The organism is Prochlorococcus marinus, assembly GCF_001180245.1.
GTDB lineage: Bacteria > Cyanobacteriota > Cyanobacteriia > PCC-6307 > Cyanobiaceae > Prochlorococcus_A > Prochlorococcus_A marinus_F.
In genome coordinates, this window is record NZ_CVSV01000134.1 from 1 (window position 1) to 14,872 (window position 14,872).

The window sequence follows — 14,872 nt, forward strand, 5'->3', positions numbered from 1 at the left end:
AGAATGGGAGCCGCATTATAAATTTACTTGGTTTCCAGAAAAAAAAATATAATTTTTTTGACGAAAATCCCCAGTATAAAGAACGAGGAGAAATGCATGCATTTTTAAAAGGCCATCAACTTAAGAGAGAAAATTTTTATTTAAGTAATGATGAAGGTATTTCAAATATTAAACAAGTTGACGAGCATGAAATGATTTTTGAATCTTCTTACAAGGATTGGCATATTCTTGAACATACAAGACTTGTAGATTCTGATAATTACAGATTTAGGGTTATATATTCATGGAACAAAGATATGCTTAAAATAGTAGAGAATCATCACGAAATTAAAATTATTAAATAAATTCTGTGGGCAGATTTAGTTTAAAAAAAAATGTTATCTTTAATAATGTGAATTAAAAATAAATCAAATATGAGTTTAAAAATATCTAAAATTTTTGCAATTCCTCTTATTTTTTCATCTTTTTTATTTGATACAAATAATGAATTTAATAAAGTAAATGCAAATGTTAAAAATTCCCCTGCCAATAAAAATGATTTAGATTTATATCATGGGATGGGTGTTTCATTTCTATGTAATGCGACTAGAAAAGGATTTGATCTAGATTTCCCAAAAACATTAAACGTTGCCTCAGCAACTTTCGCATCAGTAGTATCACAAAAACATGGAGGAAAAATAATAGAGAAAAAGAAAGAACAAAAAGTTGATATGAATCAATTACAATTTATTGCATCTCTGCAATTAGTTGAATCAGCTCTTCAAGTGTGTCCAGATAATGTTCCTGAAAAGATCGAAAAACAATTTAGGATTGAAACTGAGAGACTCAAGAAATTACAAGGTTTGTAAAAAATAAATTTTTTTATCTAAACATAGAACTTACAGAACTTTCTTCGTGGATTCTCCAAATAGCTTCCCCAAGCATATTTGCGACGGAAAGAACTTTTAACTGTGGGAAATTATCTTTATGTATAACTGGTATGCTGTTAGTCACAATAACTTGTTCGAAAAGATTCTTAGAACTTAATCTTTCACAAGAAGGAGGAGAAAATACAGCATGTGAGGCACATGCAAATATTCTATTAGCACCTTCTTTTTTTAGTAAATTTGCTCCAGAACAAATTGTTCCTCCAGTGTCTATCATGTCGTCTATAAGAATAGCCGTTTTACCTTTGACTTCACCAATAACGGTTAGACTTTCAGCGACATTATGCGCAGCTCTCCTTTTATCAATGATAGCCAACGGCGCATCATTCATTAATTTCGCGAACGCTCTTGCTCTTGCTACCCCGCCTACATCAGGAGAGACTACAACTATTTCTTCTAAATCTAGAGATTCTAGATAATCAATTAACACAGGTGAACCGTATATATGATCGCATGGTATATCGAAGTAGCCTTGTATTTGAGCCGAGTGTAAGTCCATCGCTAAAACTCTATCAACTCCTGATTTCTCTAGTAAATTGGCAGTTAATTTTGCAGTTATAGACTCTCTTCCTGAGGTTTTCCTATCTGCCCTTGCATATCCAAAATAGGGAATTACAGCCGTTATTTGTCTTGCAGAAGCTCTTTTGCAAGCGTCAACCATGATCATGAGCTCCATTAAACTATCGTTTACAGGAGCGCATGTAGGTTGTATAAGGAATACATCACATCCTCTGATAGATTGCTGAATCTGAACATAAAGTTCTCCATCTGCAAATCTTTTAGATATTAAAGGTACATTTTTAATTCCTAAGTATGATGCAATTTCTTCAGCTAATTTAGGATTTGATGTCCCACTCACTAGCCTTAATCTACTATTAGTTAGATTAAAGTTCGATTCTTTACTCTGCATTGCCGTGATAAAACTTGTCACGAAATTTGCACCATAAAACTATATTCTTATCGTAGTCGTTTATGTGAATTTCGCAAAAGATAATGACTAGATATTTTCAAAAGTCTTATCAACAAAACAAAAAATTATTGATTAAAAATTAGAAATTTATTTTTTCAGACTTAAACTAGGCTTGATATTTGTCAATTGTATAAAATTTGTATATGGTTGAATTTAGAGAATTTAAAACACGTTAAGTCCAAAGGATCAATATATATATATTTAAACATGCCAATAGATTCAATTATTGCAAAAAAATCATTAGGCATACTTATGCATCCAACATGTATTCCAGGGGGAAGTGTATGTGGAACTTTTGGTAAAGGAGCTAAAGAGTGGATAAAAAAACTACATAAGCATGGAATTGAATACTGGCAATTTTTACCTCTAACACCTACTGACTCTACTGGTTCTCCATACAGCTCCCCATCTAGTTTTGCACTAAACCCATGGTTTTTGGATATAGATGATTTAATAGAAAAAGGTTATATCTTCATTTCAAATAAAGAAAATCTAGGCCCAACAAATCATAATAAAGATCATTTTGAATTTGATATAGCTGATGACTTAACAAAGAAATTAGGTCTCCTTCTTTTGCAAGGTTGGGGTTCACAATCTGAAGAAAGAAAAATTAATTTTAACAAATGGATCAGGAGGAATTCTTGGGTTGAAGATTATGCAATATTTGTTGTCATCAGAGAGGAATTTAATATGTTGCCTTGGTGGGAATGGCCTCAAGAATTTAAAATAAAAAATAAAAGGTTCTTAAAATCGTGGATTAAGAAAAAAAGTGAAGAGATACTTATTAAAAAATTAATACAGTGGCATCTTGATGAGCAATGGAGTGTCATTAAAAACTTTGCAAAATCAAGAAACATTAAGCTGATAGGAGATTTGCCTTTTTATGTCTCTAGAGACAGTGCCGACGTATGGAGTAATAAATCATTGTTTTCAATTTTTAAAAATGGAGATTTAATCTTTCAAAGTGGTGTTCCACCTGATTATTTTTCATCAACAGGACAATTATGGGGCACCCCAACTTACTTTTGGTCAAAACATAAGAGGACTAATTTCGATTGGTGGAGAAAAAGATTTCAAAGGCAATTTGAACTTGTAGACATATTGAGATTTGATCATTTCAGGGGTTTGGCAGGTTACTGGAGAGTTAATGGCAGTTCTAAATCGGCAATTATTGGAAAATGGATAAATTCTCCAGGCAAAACACTATTAAAAAAAGTAAAAAGAGATCTAGGGGTTAACTATCTACCAATTATTGCAGAGGATCTAGGAGTAATAACTCCAGATGTAGAGAAATTAAGGGAAAATTTTGAACTGCCTGGCATGAAAATATTACAATTCGCTTTCGATGGCAATGAAGATAATCCTTATTTACCTAAGAATATTGAAGGAGAAAATTGGGTTGTTTATACAGGTACTCACGACAACTCTACTTCTCTTTCATGGTGGGGCAATTTAGATTATGAATCCAAAAAAAGAATAAAAGATGAGTATAAATTTTCAGAAAATCCTTCTTGGGATTTAATAGAAATTGGCATGGAGACAAAAGCTAATCTTTTTATCGCTCCATTACAAGATATATTATCTCTAGACGATTCAAGTAGATTAAACAAACCTGGCACCATAAAAAATAACTGGAAATGGAAGTTAAATCGTCCTTTAGAGGAAATAGAAGAAAATATAAAAAAATATAGTGAGCTAGGAAATAATTTTGGGAGAACTCTAAAGTAGATCTTGCTAAAAATTATTTATCAATGATTTGATTTTCAATATTTTGAATCTCTATAACATTTACATTTAAAATAAAGTACCTCTTTAGTAGAAATATAGTTAAAACTAATATAAAAAAATACAAAAGACTTCCTTGCCATGTATTGATAAGATCGAATTTACTGAACATAAAATCCTTTCCCTCTTTCTTTAATATTTTTCTTTCTCTAACTGCTAAATTTAACAATGTATTTTTTTTTAATACTAAGCATTCCTCTAATTTAATTAATATAGATCTTATAAAAGGATACTCTGGCCTAATATTTTTATTATTATTTTCAATAGAGTTTATTATTCTGTCAGGAATTTTTGAAATGTATGATAATTCTTTAATTGTAAGGTTTCGTTGAATTCTGGCTTCTTTTACTAACCTTGCAATTTCTATATATTGGTCAACCAATCCAGGATTAAATTCTTTATTTTTTTCAGATTTCTTATTAAATAAAAAGAGACTTTTCAAAATATTCATTTTATCTTCCAAAGCTAAATAATCTTTTTACTTCTCATTTTTAAAACCATACATCTAATTTTAATAGAATTGAACATAAGTAAGTTTATTAGATATAAATATAAAAACTAAACTGGAGAAATAATATTTTGCACCGCACTTTTTGCCATATTCAGAGGGCTAAAGGTATCTCTTATTAAAGTTAAGAGTTTTTTCGCATCAGTAAATTCTAATTTTTCATCTTTTATAAGACTTAAAAGAAGATTCTTCCTAACTTCGGATCCTTGTTTACTGACAAATAATTTCAATCCCGCGTTCGCAACTGGTATGAGGTCTGAATTAATATTACCTGAATCTTTAAACAAAATATTTAACAAGCTTTCAACTTTTTCTATTTGAATCTGACCTTTTTTATCAAAAACGACTTCTAAAAGGATTTCTAAAATCTCTTCAGAATTATCGGTAAGTAGTTTTTTAGCAATATATGGATAAGCAATTTTTAAAATTTTAAATTCAGGGTCTAGTCTTAGTGCTAAACCTTCTTGACTGACAACGGCTCTTATTATTAAGGCAAACCTACTGGGAACTCTAAAAGGATAGGAATACATTAGTTTTGAGAATTTATCAGTTACATTTTTAAGATTAAAATTACCAACTTCAGCTCCTAGAGAACCTCCTAGAACTTCTTTTAATGGTTCAACCAGTTTTTGAAGATCTTGTTCTTTAGTTAAAAAACCTAATTTCTGGAAATCTTTTGCCAAAAGATAATATTCTTCATTTATTATGTGAACAATTGCTTTAATGAGAGTAAGTCTATCTGAATTTGTTATAGTGTCCATCATTCCAAAATCGACATAAGCTAAATTCCCACAATCTGAACTTCCTCCTTTGAGAGCAAACATATTTCCTGGATGTGGGTCTGCATGAAAATATCCAAATTCAAATAATTGCTGTAGTCCACTAATAACACAAGTTTTTATAAATGAAGAAGGTATTAAGTTATTTTCCTCTAATAAAGCTCGATCTCTTAACTTAACTCCATCAATCCAAGAGGTTGTGATAATCCTTTTCGATGAAAACTTTTTTTCTAATTTAGGAATAAAAATATTTGGGTTTGCTTTGAATAAATTTGCAAACTTCAAGGCATTTTCGGCCTCTTTTTGATAGTCAATTTCATCAAAAAGTGCTTTACCGAATTCATCTATTATTTCACCAATTCCAACGCCTATATTTAATGGCAAGAATGGGGATAAAAAAGTTCCTAAAAACCTTAAAATTACGACATCCCTTCTTATGAGAAAGTACAAATTTGGCCGCTGTACTTTCACAGCTAGATAAGAATTATTTATTTTTGCTTTATAAACTTGACCTAAGCTTGCCGAAGCAATTGGACTATCTGGAAACTCTTCAAATAATTCATTAGCAGGTGATCCAAGTTCCTCCTCAATAATTTTTAAAGCAATTTTGTGATCAAATGCTGGAAGATTATCCTGTAAGTTTGTAAGTTCTGTAAGCCAATCTTGTCTAACAAGATCTGGTCTAGTTGAGAGTGCTTGCCCTAATTTGATAAAACAAGGTCCTAAATCTGTTATTACATCAAAAAGATATTTCGAAAGATTTTTTTGTACATTTTTATTTTTACTGTTACCTTGAAAAAGTATTCTAATAAAAAGAAAAATAAAAGTTAAAAGGATATATAAAACTCTTGGTATAAAAATCCATGGTCTCAACATCAACCAAATTAAGTCCTCTTTTGCTGAATATTTCGAATAAGACCCTTTCATTAAAGATAAAAAAAATCAAAAAAGATTACCATGTAATCCATTCTATATATGTCAATAATACTTTATGAGCATTTCATCTTTTCTAACTAAAAAGTTTTCAAAGTCTCTATTTTTTCCCGCTCATAACAGAGGGGTTGCTTTGCCAAAAAAATTAGTAAAGTTATTAAAAAATCCCCCTGGGTATTGGGACTTGCCCGAACTACCTGAAATAGGTTCGCCACTATCCCAAAACGGATTAATTGCTAATTCTCAAAGGGAATTCTCTGATAAATTTGGGGCGAAAGGATGTTTTTTTGGAGTTAATGGAGCTTCTGGATTAATACAATCAGCAGTAATTGCTATGGCAAATCCAGGCGAAACTATCCTGATGCCTAGAAATGTTCATATAAGTGTTATAAAAATCTGTGCGATGCAGAACATAAATCCAATTTTTTTTGACTTAGAATTTTCAAAAGAAACGGGTCATTACAAACCAATTACAAAGATTTGGTTGGAAAATGTATTTAAAAAATTAGATTTTGATAAAAATAAAATTGTAGGAGTAATTCTTGTAAGTCCCTCTTATCAAGGTTATGCAGGAGATTTAGAGCCGTTAATAGATATTTGTCATCAAAAAAATTTACCTGTTTTAGTGGATGAAGCCCATGGTTCTTATTTCCTTTTTTGCAAAAACCTAAATTTACCAAAACCCGCCTTATCATCAAACGCTGATTTAGTCGTCAATTCATTGCATAAGTCACTAAATGGTTTAACTCAAACGGCGATACTCTGGTATAAAGGGAATCTAATTAATGAAAGTAATTTAATAAAGAGTATTAATTTATTGCAAACTACTAGTCCAAGTTCCTTATTACTTTCTTCTTGTGAAGAGTCTATTAAAGACTGGCTTAATAAAAAAAGTTTATCAAAATATCAAAAAAGAATTTCAGAAGCAAAAAATATCTACAAAAAATTAATTCAAAAAAATATTCCTCTCATAGAAACCCAAGATCCTTTAAAAATTGTATTAAATACCTCAAAGGCTGGAATTGATGGTTTTACTGCTGATAATTTTTTTTATAAAAATGGCCTAATTGCAGAATTACCAGAAATGATGACTCTCACGTTTTGCTTAGGATTTGCAAATCAAAAAGATTTTCTTAATTTATTTGAAAAGTTATGGAAAAAATTGCTATTAAATTCTAAAAAATCAAAAAATATAGATGTTCTCCAATCGCCCTTTGAATTAGTTAAAGCACCCGATATTGAAATTGGGTTTGCTTGGAGAAGTGATACTCGTACTATTCCTTTCTCCCAGTCATTAAATAAAATATCAGGAGATATTATTTGCCCTTATCCTCCTGGGATACCTCTACTAGTTCCTGGAGAAATAATTGATATAAAAAGGTTTAATTGGATCAATAATCAAAGTTTATGCAACAAAGATCTGGTAAATTTTAATATAAGAGTCATAGAAACATAGTAATTTCATATGAGATTAAGAAGCGGATTACTTATAGGAATTTTTGGTTTAATTGTTGTTTTGATGGGGGGATGGTTTTTTACATTGGCAACTGCGATGCTCACATATCTAGCATTGTTAGAATTTTTTAAAATGGCGGAATTTAAAGGAATAAGACCAGCTACAAAAACCACATTATTTTCGTCCTTTATTATTATATTTTCTACTTATCTTGAGACTATTGGTGTGCTTGAAGGAGAAATTTCAAATTCAATTTTGCCAATCTGTTCAGTTGGGATATGCACTTGGTTACTTTTGCAACCAAAACCTGGGACAATTTCAGATATTGCAGCCTCTATTTTTGGATTATTCTATCTAGGTTTTTTGCCAAGTTACTGGATTAAGTTAAGGGGATTAGATTCAGTGATAATAAGTTCAAATCAGGGTTTTATTTCTTTTGAGAACTTATCAAATACTACAGGTCTTCATTTAACTTTAACTTCTTGTTTTTTAATTGTAGCTAGTGATATTGGCTCTTATTTCATTGGGAAGTCTTTTGGTAAAACATCTCTATCTCCAATATCTCCAAGCAAAACTATAGAAGGTTTAATTGGAGGAATATCCTGTTCAACTTTACTAGCAATATTTTTTGCATTTTTAATGAATTGGGAAAATCCATTATTTGCTGGAATAATATATGGAATTTCAATTTCTCTTATGGCATTAGTTGGAGATTTAATTGAATCTATGATGAAGAGAGATGCAAAAATAAAAGATTCTGGAACTTTTTTACCTGGGCATGGAGGAATTCTTGATAGAATTGACAGTTACATCTTTACTCCATCTGTTTTGTATTATATTTTTATAATTCTCAAGTATCTAAATTAAAAAATCTTTTATTCCAAAAAATAATCTTGGATAATTTTACTAGATAATGATGGTAGATCTATATGTGGAAGATGACCACAATTTTGTAACCCTACAAAATTTAATTTTTCAATACTTCTTATATTTTTAATCTCATTTTTCCCAAGAATTCGATCATTTTCTCCACATAATGTCTTAATTGGGATATTTTGGATATATTTTTGAGTCCCTGCAAACCCACCGCTTTTTGCGAATGATGCAAGTGAATTCCTCCATCCTTTACAACCTAGATGAATTGATGCAATTTGCTCTTCCATCTTACCAACACATTTATCTGGAAAAGCAAATGCTTGCCTACAAAGACTTTTTCTGACCTGAGGTAATCCAAGAAATGAGGCGCCAATTTGGTTAAGAGGGAAAGGGATACTCTTAGGTTCTCCAAACAATCCGGCAGGGGACAAAAGTAAAATTTTATCAATAGAATCAGGAATTTCAAAAGCAAGTTTTAAAGCTGTTGAGCCACCCATAGAGGCACCAATAATTTTTAGATTCTTTGCTATCTTTAAGGCCTTAAGGAGATCAATTAAATGTGAAATTATTTTCGAGGAATTGTATTCATTTGTCGCGCACCTAGGACTAAAACCAAAACCCAGCAGATCAGGAACAATAACTTGAAAATTTCTTTTTAGTGATTTATATATTCTCCTGAATTCTAAAAAACTACTATCAAAGCCATGTAATAGGAGTATAGGTTGACCTTTCCCTCCAATAACTACTGGAAATTTTAAAGAATTCCAGTTTTGGTTGAGTTTTATCCACTTAACATCATTTGCCAAATAAATACCTAAAGGGTCTAATATTGACAATTTGGCACTTTCAAAAAATTCTGCATTTAAATCACTTAATTGTTCAAAATTGTTTTTAGTCAAAAAAATGTTTATATTTTAATTTTTTGTTGTTCAAAATTTGAAATGAGTTCTATTATATCCTTTTTATTAATTTCAAAAGGCAAAAAGTGAATCTCAGATTTATCTCGACAAGTAAAATCAGCAATTTTCTCTAAATTATTATTTTCAAAAACATTTATTCCAAGTTGTCCGATAGTAGTTGGCAAATTCAATTCTTTCATGAGTACAAATAATTGTTTAATTGATTGATCAGCTAATTTATTATTATTTTTTCTTTCTTCTAATCTTAGTTGCAATAATAATCCAACCCCAACAATCTCACCATGTAAGAATTTATTAGGGGTGATTATCTGAGTAATTGCATTATGAAAAGCATGTGCTGCTGCAGTCCTACACTTTTCTCCACCAATACCACCAACTAATCCTGCTGTAAGTCCACATGCCTCTACAGTATTTTGCCAAGAAGGATAATTTTTAAATTGACCCTTAAACGCTTTTTCTCCATCTATTAAAAGTTGATCTCTTAAAACTCTTGATATCTGAATTGCTTGTTGAACAAAACCGTCATCTATAGTTGAACTTGTTATCGAGGATTCGTACCATTTTGCCAAGGCATCTGCTACTCCACTTGCAAGTAATCTTGATGGAGCTGTTTGAATAAATTTATGATCATAAACTAGAATTTTCGGGCAAGATCTTAATGCGACATCCTTTATGAATTGACCATACTTTGTATATATATTTGATAAGGCTGTCCAACCTGCACATGTGGAGGAGCTAAGGGGGACTGTAATACAAGGGATATTAAGAGACTCGGCTATATATTTTCCAGAATCTAGAACTTTGCCACCTCCAGCTGCGATAACACAATCATTATTATTCTTTGAAATAATATTCTTAACTCTTGAAATATCTTCGTAACAACAATCAAATTGTAAATTAGCTGAATTAACATTAAGTTTTTGATTTTTTAAATCATTAAAAATATTATTTCTCAAATTATTCGTTTGAACCCCTCTACCTAAAATTAATGGGCTTTTAGTTAATTTAGTAATTTGAGGTAAAGAGTCTTCCCAAGCATTAATTCCCCTATATATAGTTTCTGGAGAGATTGACTGCATATTTACTTTGAATGATTAGAAGTTAGCGCCTGCTAGCTCTTGAGAAGATTCTTCAGAAGAAATATTTATTGTAACTTTTTTATTATCATCTATATCAACTAAAGCATTATCTCCATCTTTTATTCTCCCAGAAAGAACTTCTTCAGCCAAACTATCTTCGAGTAAACGCATAACTGCCCTCCTCAAAGGTCTTGCTCCGTATGAAGGATTATAACCTTCTTCAACAAGTCTTTCTTTGAAAGCATCGGTAACATTTAATTTAATGCCTTTATCTTGTAATCGTACAAAAACTTCTTGTAACATTATTTCAGCAATTTCTTTTACTTCATTTTTAGTTAGTTGTCTGAATACAATTATTTCATCAAGTCTATTTAAAAATTCAGGCCTAAAGTATTGCTTAAGTTCTTCATTAACTAATGATTTAATCCTATTATATTGGCTATCTTCAACTGAATCACCTGAGAATTCGAATCCTAGTCCGCCACCTCCTTTCTCGATTACTTTTGAACCGATATTAGAGGTCATTATTAACAACGTATTTTTAAAATCTACAGTTCTACCTTTGGAGTCAGTTAATCTTCCGTCTTCAAGTAGTTGCAATAGTAAGTTGAAAACATCTGGATGCGCCTTTTCAACTTCATCAAATAAAACGACTGTATAAGGACGTCTTCTAACTGCTTCAGTAAGCTGGCCACCTTCATTAAAACCAACATAACCAGGAGGCGAGCCTATAAGTTTACTAACTGTATGTCTTTCCATGAATTCTGACATATCTAATCTGATCATTGCTTCTTCACTACCGAAGAAATATGAAGCTAATGATTTAGTCAATTCAGTTTTACCAACACCAGTAGGACCAGAAAAGATAAAACTTGCTATTGGTCTATTAGGATTTTTTAATCCAACTCTTGCTCTTCTTATAGCTCTTGAGACAGCCTTTACAGCTTCATCTTGTCCAATAAGCCTTTGATGAAGTGTTTCCTCCATATTAAGAAGCTTGACTGATTCAGTTTCTGTTAATTTTTGAACAGGAACGCCTGTCCATGAAGCCACTATGTGAGCTACATCTTCTTCACTAACAAGGGGACTTTGTAAAAGTTTTGAATCACTTTTTACAGAATTATCAGCATCAGATTGATCTACCTCTGTAGATTCTTTTTTATTGTCCAATACCTCTTTAATTTTTGCAGACAATTCCATCTCCTTTTCACGTAATTGGCCAGCTTGATCGAAATTTTGGTCTCTTACAGATTCTTCCTTCTGTTTTTGGACTTGTCTTAGTTCTCTATCTATTTGTTTTGCTTCAGGGGGAAGTTTAGAATTTATTAAACGTACTCTACTTCCAGCTTCGTCGATGAGGTCAATAGCCTTATCAGGTAAAAATCTGTCAGATATATAACGATCCCCTAAATGAGCGGCGGCTTCTAACGCATCATCAGTAATTTTTAGACGATGATGTTGTTCGTAACGCTCTCTTAGACCTTTTAAAATTTCGATTGTATCTTCTATAGATGGCTCCCCTACCATTACAGGCTGGAATCTTCTTTCTAGAGCAGCATCTCTTTCAATATGTTTTCTATATTCATCTAGAGTTGTTGCTCCAATACATTGAAGTTCCCCTCTAGCTAATGCAGGCTTGAGTATATTTGCTGCATCTATAGCTCCTTCAGCAGCTCCAGCACCAATTAAAGTATGCACTTCATCTATTACAAGAATGACGTTACCTGCTGACTTAATTTCTTCCATTATTTTTTTTAACCTTTCTTCAAATTCACCTCTATATTTTGTTCCTGCTACCAAAAGACCTATATCAAGAGTTAAAACTCTTTTATCTTCAAGTATGTCTGGAATATCCCCAGTTTGTATTCTTTGAGCTAAACCTTCTGCGATAGCTGTTTTACCTACACCTGGCTCTCCAATAAGAACAGGATTATTTTTTGTCCTCCTGCCTAGTATTTGAACTACACGGTCTATTTCTGAATGACGTCCAACGACTGGATCTAATTTTGATTCACTTGCTAATTTTGTTAAATTTGTTCCGAATTCATCAAGAGTAGCAGTTTTCAAGTTACCTTTAGATGTACTAGCACCTGAGCCAACTTCGGCTGTTTCACCTAACATCCTGATAACTTGAGTTCTGACTTTTGTAAGGTCAATATTAAGATTTTCAAGAACTCTTGCAGCTACACCTTCACCTTCTCTTATTAGACCTAATAATAGATGTTCTGTCCCAATGTAATTGTGGCCGAGTTGGCGAGCTTCTTCTAAAGACAATTCTAAAACTCTTTTAGCCCTAGGAGTAAAAGGTATTTCTACAGCTACAAAACCTGAACCTCTACCTATTATTTTTTCGACCTCTATCCTTGAATCTTTTAAATTTACTCCAAGTGATTTAAGTACTTTCGCTGCGACCCCAGTTCCTTCTCCAATTAAACCCAAAAGAATTTGTTCAGTTCCAACAAAATTATGACCAAGTCTTCTAGCTTCCTCTTGAGCAAGCATGATGACCTTTATAGCCTTTTCTGTAAATCTTTCAAACATTAGAAGATTAAATTCCTATTAATAAACTACCAGTAATATGTCTATTTTGTGTTCAGAATGAGCTTTTGTGAATACCCAAAAGTATAATTTATCAAATTAAATTGAACCTTTTTTGTGATATAGCAAGAAATTATAGTAATTTCAAGGATTATGGTTATCCGAACAATTAAATTTTTAAATTATTTTGTTGTTAATTTTTTTTCTTTTAAAAGAGCATGTGAACCATCTTTATAATAATTTTTTCTTATTCCTACAGTAGAAAAATCAAAGCGATTATAAAATCTTTCAGCAGTTACATTGCTCTGAGAAACCTCTAATAGTAATTTCTTTAATTTTAATTTTTCACATTTTTTTACTAAATAACTCATAAGATAAGATCCAAATCCTTGTTTTCTAAATTTCTTTTTTACAACAAAATAATTTATTTGAGCTTCATCAAGAACAACTTGAAAAACACATATACCAATGACTAAATTTTTAATTAATAACCCAAAAATTTTTGTACCATCCTTTTTGAATTCGTTAGCCCATTGTTCTTTAGTCCATAGCGAAATCGTATTTGAATCTAATTCATAACATAAATCAATATCTTTTTTATTTATTTGTTTAATAAATATCATTTATTATGTATTTAGATCTAGAAAGTTCAAATCTAAAGTCATTATAAAATATGACAGTTTTGGCAAAGCTTTATTTAAAGTTCTCTCATGGAAGAAAAACAATCTTTTTTAAAACAAAAAATTGACTCAGAAAGTCCTAACAAAAATATTGTCCCTATTACTACATCCATTGAAGTAGATGGGAAATTGTCAGTTGGTGGATGTTGTATTGAAGAACTAGTTAAAAAATATGATTCTCCTCTTTATATCCTAGATGAAATCACTTTAAGAAATTCTTGTAAAGCGTACAAAAAGGCATTAGAAAAATATTATCCTGGAAAATCCTTGCCCATATATGCTTCTAAGGCAAATAGTTCCATTTTTATGAGTAGTCTTGTTTCCTCTGAAGGTTTAGGACTTGATGCAGTTTCAGAAGGAGAACTATTAACTGCCATTAAAGGTGGGGTTCCAAATGAAAAAATTGTTTTTCATGGTAACAACAAATCAGACAAAGAATTAGAATTCGCAGTTAGAAATAACATTAAGGTTATTGTAGATAATGATTATGACTTAGAAAGATTAGATGAGATCTCAAATTCATTTAATCATGATTTAGAAATAATGATTCGCTTTACTCCGGGGATAGAATGCCATACACATGAATACATTAGGACTGGATCATTTGATAGCAAATTTGGTTTCGGAATAGAATATTTAAATATTTTATTTAACAGAATCAGCGATACAAAGCACCTAAAATTAAAAGGTTTACATGCTCATATTGGTTCACAGATTTTTGAACTAGACCCTCATAAGGATCTGGGAGAAATAATGGTAAAGGTTATCTTGGAAGCCAAAAAATTTGGTCATAATATTGAGGAAATTAATGTTGGCGGGGGTTTAGGTATCAGGTATACAGAAAGTGATGATCCCCCTTCAATTGATGAATGGGTAAAAACAATTTCTTCTTCCGTCGTTGAAGCCTGTAAAAAAAACAACTTGGATTTTCCCACATTAATGTGCGAACCAGGAAGATCTATCGTTTCTACAGCAGGCGTAACAATTTACAAAATTGGGGCTTTTAAAGAAATTCCTGGAATCAGAACTTATTTATCTGTTGATGGCGGGATGAGTGATAATCCAAGGCCAATAACTTATCAATCAAATTACTCTGCTTGTTTGGTAAAAAACCCCTTTAATATTAATTCTAAAAATAAATATACAATTGCTGGCAAACACTGCGAATCGGGAGATGTATTGTTTAAAGAAATTGAACTAGCAGAATGTAAAACAGGGGATCTCATATGTGTTTTTGGTACTGGTGCTTACAATAATTCAATGAGTTCTAACTACAACAGAATTCCAAGACCCGCAGCCCTTTTAGTTTGTAATGGAGAAGCTGAGATTATTCAAAAAAGAGAAAGTCCAATTGATCTTTTAAAATATGATGTTTTGCCTGATCGCTTTATTAAACAAAATTAGGTAAATTTAAATTAATTC

The 14,872-nt window shown here is 31.3% G+C and carries 12 protein-coding genes and 1 pseudogene; 6 read left to right on the forward strand and 7 right to left on the reverse strand.

Annotation, left to right across the window (positions count from 1 at the left end):
- Both AMO19_RS08090 and AMO19_RS08095 read left to right on the forward strand, forming a co-directional pair.
- A pseudogene (locus AMO19_RS08090) lies at window positions 1-344 on the forward strand (hypothetical protein); the annotation flags it as partial.
- Window positions 345-413: 69 nt separating this feature from the next.
- Window positions 414-848, forward strand: a complete 435-nt coding sequence (locus AMO19_RS08095; protein WP_075508065.1) for a Villin headpiece domain-containing protein — start codon at window positions 414-416, stop codon at window positions 846-848.
- 13 nt (window positions 849-861) lie between these two features.
- On the opposite strand, the gene AMO19_RS08100 is transcribed toward AMO19_RS08095, so the two are convergent.
- Complete coding sequence (locus AMO19_RS08100; RefSeq protein WP_075508066.1) at window positions 862-1,857, reverse strand: ribose-phosphate pyrophosphokinase; 996 nt, start codon at window positions 1,855-1,857, stop codon at window positions 862-864.
- 246 nt (window positions 1,858-2,103) lie between these two features.
- On the opposite strand from AMO19_RS08100, the gene malQ reads away from it, so the two are divergent.
- A complete protein-coding gene (gene malQ / locus AMO19_RS08105; protein WP_075508067.1) occupies window positions 2,104-3,624 on the forward strand; it encodes a 4-alpha-glucanotransferase in 1,521 nt (506 codons plus the stop codon).
- 13 nt (window positions 3,625-3,637) lie between these two features.
- On the opposite strand, the gene AMO19_RS08110 is transcribed toward malQ, so the two are convergent.
- Window positions 3,638-4,132 carry a helix-turn-helix domain-containing protein gene (locus AMO19_RS08110; RefSeq protein WP_075508087.1) on the reverse strand — a complete coding sequence of 165 codons (495 nt, stop codon included), beginning with the start codon at window positions 4,130-4,132 and terminating at the stop codon, window positions 3,638-3,640.
- A 107-nt stretch (window positions 4,133-4,239) separates the two neighbouring features.
- Window positions 4,240-5,895 carry an ABC1 kinase family protein gene (locus AMO19_RS08115; protein ID WP_075508068.1) on the reverse strand — a complete coding sequence of 552 codons (1,656 nt, stop codon included), beginning with the start codon at window positions 5,893-5,895 and terminating at the stop codon, window positions 4,240-4,242.
- Between the two features lie 64 nt (window positions 5,896-5,959).
- Between AMO19_RS08115 and AMO19_RS08120 the strand changes: the two genes are divergently transcribed.
- Together AMO19_RS08120 and AMO19_RS08125 are read left to right on the forward strand one after the other, a co-directional pair.
- Complete coding sequence (locus tag AMO19_RS08120) at window positions 5,960-7,357, forward strand: aminotransferase class I/II-fold pyridoxal phosphate-dependent enzyme (RefSeq protein ID WP_075508069.1); 1,398 nt, start codon at window positions 5,960-5,962, stop codon at window positions 7,355-7,357.
- A gap of 9 nt (window positions 7,358-7,366) precedes the next feature.
- Window positions 7,367-8,224, forward strand: coding sequence for a phosphatidate cytidylyltransferase (locus tag AMO19_RS08125; protein WP_075508070.1), 858 nt, complete (start codon window positions 7,367-7,369; stop codon window positions 8,222-8,224).
- Between the two features lie 8 nt (window positions 8,225-8,232).
- On the opposite strand, the gene AMO19_RS08130 is transcribed toward AMO19_RS08125, so the two are convergent.
- The 4 genes from AMO19_RS08130 to rimI form a co-directional block, all read right to left on the reverse strand.
- The gene (locus tag AMO19_RS08130; protein WP_075508071.1) at window positions 8,233-9,132 is read right to left on the reverse strand and encodes an alpha/beta fold hydrolase; all 900 of its coding nucleotides are present in this window, start codon (window positions 9,130-9,132) and stop codon (window positions 8,233-8,235) included.
- Window positions 9,133-9,140: 8 nt separating this feature from the next.
- Window positions 9,141-10,232: an iron-containing alcohol dehydrogenase gene (locus AMO19_RS08135; RefSeq protein ID WP_075508072.1), complete on the reverse strand. Its 1,092-nt coding sequence runs from the start codon at window positions 10,230-10,232 to the stop codon at window positions 9,141-9,143.
- Window positions 10,233-10,247: 15 nt separating this feature from the next.
- Window positions 10,248-12,773: an ATP-dependent Clp protease ATP-binding subunit gene (locus tag AMO19_RS08140; protein ID WP_075508073.1), complete on the reverse strand. Its 2,526-nt coding sequence runs from the start codon at window positions 12,771-12,773 to the stop codon at window positions 10,248-10,250.
- 179 nt (window positions 12,774-12,952) lie between these two features.
- A complete protein-coding gene (gene rimI, locus AMO19_RS08145) occupies window positions 12,953-13,393 on the reverse strand; it encodes a ribosomal protein S18-alanine N-acetyltransferase (RefSeq protein ID WP_075508074.1) in 441 nt (146 codons plus the stop codon).
- An 87-nt stretch (window positions 13,394-13,480) separates the two neighbouring features.
- Between rimI and lysA the strand changes: the two genes are divergently transcribed.
- Entirely contained in the window at window positions 13,481-14,854 is a 1,374-nt protein-coding gene (gene lysA / locus AMO19_RS08150) for a diaminopimelate decarboxylase (protein WP_075508075.1), read from the forward strand.
- Window positions 14,855-14,872 lie beyond the last annotated feature (18 nt).

Bases quoted from the DNA above. Each gene is read 5' to 3' on its own strand.
- AMO19_RS08095 (WP_075508065.1), top strand. From the start codon at position 414: ATGAGTTTAAAAATATCTAAAATTTTTGCAATTCCTCTTATTTTTTCA.
- malQ (WP_075508067.1), top strand. From the start codon at position 2,104: ATGCCAATAGATTCAATTATTGCAAAAAAATCATTAGGCATACTTATG.
- AMO19_RS08110 (WP_075508087.1), bottom strand. From the start codon at position 4,132: ATGAATATTTTGAAAAGTCTCTTTTTATTTAATAAGAAATCTGAAAAA.
- AMO19_RS08115 (WP_075508068.1), bottom strand. From the start codon at position 5,895: ATGAAAGGGTCTTATTCGAAATATTCAGCAAAAGAGGACTTAATTTGG.
- AMO19_RS08120 (WP_075508069.1), top strand. From the start codon at position 5,960: ATGAGCATTTCATCTTTTCTAACTAAAAAGTTTTCAAAGTCTCTATTT.
- AMO19_RS08125 (WP_075508070.1), top strand. From the start codon at position 7,367: ATGAGATTAAGAAGCGGATTACTTATAGGAATTTTTGGTTTAATTGTT.
- AMO19_RS08135 (WP_075508072.1), bottom strand. From the start codon at position 10,232: ATGCAGTCAATCTCTCCAGAAACTATATATAGGGGAATTAATGCTTGG.
- AMO19_RS08140 (WP_075508073.1), bottom strand. From the start codon at position 12,773: ATGTTTGAAAGATTTACAGAAAAGGCTATAAAGGTCATCATGCTTGCT.
- rimI (WP_075508074.1), bottom strand. From the start codon at position 13,393: ATGATATTTATTAAACAAATAAATAAAAAAGATATTGATTTATGTTAT.
- lysA (WP_075508075.1), top strand. From the start codon at position 13,481: ATGGAAGAAAAACAATCTTTTTTAAAACAAAAAATTGACTCAGAAAGT.